Origin of the sequence: Marinobacterium arenosum, assembly GCF_019795155.1 — a bacterium.
Classification (GTDB): domain Bacteria; phylum Pseudomonadota; class Gammaproteobacteria; order Pseudomonadales; family Balneatricaceae; genus Marinobacterium_C; species Marinobacterium_C arenosum.
In genome coordinates this window covers 1-1825 of sequence record NZ_JAILYN010000107.1, presented here as the reverse complement: position 1 = coordinate 1825, position 1825 = coordinate 1, and the positions used below count along the sequence as shown (strand labels likewise).

The following is a 1825-nucleotide window of genomic DNA, read 5'->3' as shown; positions in this document are numbered from 1 at the left end:
GTTGAGGCTGTCGGATAAGTCCCGAAGCCCTTGGTCTGCGGGCTCGGATACCGCTACAATCGCCGGATAGAACTTTACCGCAGAGGGTGCAAGGGATGGCACGGTACAAGCACTACGACTACAACCAGACCAAGATGATTCCGCTGCGGTTTGCGGATCAGATCCAGCCTGGCACCTTCGAATATACCCTCAGCCATGTGGTCGATAACGACCTCGACCTGACGCCGTTTGAATCCCGTTATTGCAATGACTACAACGGCGCGCCGGCATACGACCCGGCCATCCTGCTGAAAATCGTCCTGTTCGCCTATTCGCGGGGGATCACCTCCAGCCGCAAGATCGCCCAGGCCTGCCGGGAGAATGTACTTTTCATGGCGCTATCGGCCGACAGCCAGCCGCATCACAGTACCATCGCCGACTTCGTCAGCCGTATGGAGGATGTGATCGCGCCGCTGTTCACCCAGGTACTGATGGTCTGCGACGGCATGGGACTGATCGGCCGGGAGATGTTCGCCATCGACGGCTGCAAACTCCCCTCCAACGCCTCCAAGGAATGGAGCGGCACCCGGGCCGAGCTGACCCGCAAGCAGCACAAGATCGACGGCGCGGTGGAACGGATGCTGGCGACACACCAAGCTCAGGACCAGCAGCTCGAACCCGAAGTGCAGCAGAAACAGGTCCAGCAGATCGAGAAACTGGAGCGGGTCAGTGCCAAGATAAAAAAGCACTTGGCGACCGAACCTGAACGGCTCGGTCGCCGAGGCAAACCGATTAAAAGCAATATCACAGACCCGGACAGTGCCAAGATGAAAACGGCCAAGGGCGTGATCCAGGGCTACAACGGTATCGCCGCCGTGGACAGCAAACACCAGGTCATCGTCCATGCCCAGGCCTACGGTGCCGGCCAGGAACAGCACACCCTGAGCCCGATGCTGTTCGGCATCCGGCGCCAGTTCCGCGCCCTACCCGAGAGCGATCCCTTTATCCTGCGCAAAGCCAGGATCACCGCTGACAGCGGCTTCCACAGCGAAGCCAACATGAAACTGATCTACCGGCTGGGGATTGATGGCTACATCGCCGACAACCAGTTCCGCAAGCGCGATCCTCGCTTCATCGACTCGACCACCTATAACCAGCAGCAGGCCAAGCGGCGCAAGGAACGCGGCAGCCAGTTCAAACGCTTCACGCCGGCCGACTTCGACTACGATCCGGTGAGCCAGAGCTGTCGCTGCCCGGCAGGCAAGCCGATGTGGCTGAGCCTGAAGGGCCCGGTGGCGGGCCGGGAGGTGAACCGCTTCCAGGGCTACCGTAAACAGTGTCGCGTCTGTCCACTGAAAGCCCGCTGTCTGCGCAACCCGAATCAGCAGGAAGGGCGCCAGGTCAGCTTCTACCCCAACGACAAGCAGGCAAAAGCCAGCTACATCGACAAGATGAAGGAGAAGATCGATAGCCCGATGGGGCGACACCTGTACAGCGAGCGTTTGGGTACGGTGGAACCGGTGTTCGGCAATATCAACACCAACAAGGGGCTGAAGCGCTTCACCTTGAGAGGCGAAGACAAGGTCAACGCCCAGTGGTTGATGTATTGCCTGGTACACAACATTGAAAAGATCGCCACGCAGGGTTAAGTGCGGCATTAGGGGAAGCATCGGGACTGGTTTTGAGGTATAGCAAAGGCCAAAGCCGGGAAGTAATGACAAATAGGCCTGTTTGAATCGTTGAAGGAAAATGACTGTCAGTGATCAATCAGGAAAAAATGAGCGGAAGGAGGCGAAGTCGGATGGGAATATTGGTGCCGAAATGTCTAATCCGACAGCCTCGTTAG

General features: G+C 58.2%; 1 protein-coding gene. It reads left to right on the top strand.

Annotation, left to right across the window (positions count from 1 at the left end; translation table 11 throughout):
* The first annotated feature begins 95 nt into the window (after positions 1-95).
* On the top strand, positions 96-1628 hold the full coding sequence (locus K6T12_RS21365; RefSeq protein WP_222224998.1) for an IS1182 family transposase: 1533 nt from the start codon (positions 96-98) through the stop codon (positions 1626-1628).
* The last annotated feature ends 197 nt before the right edge of the window (positions 1629-1825 follow it).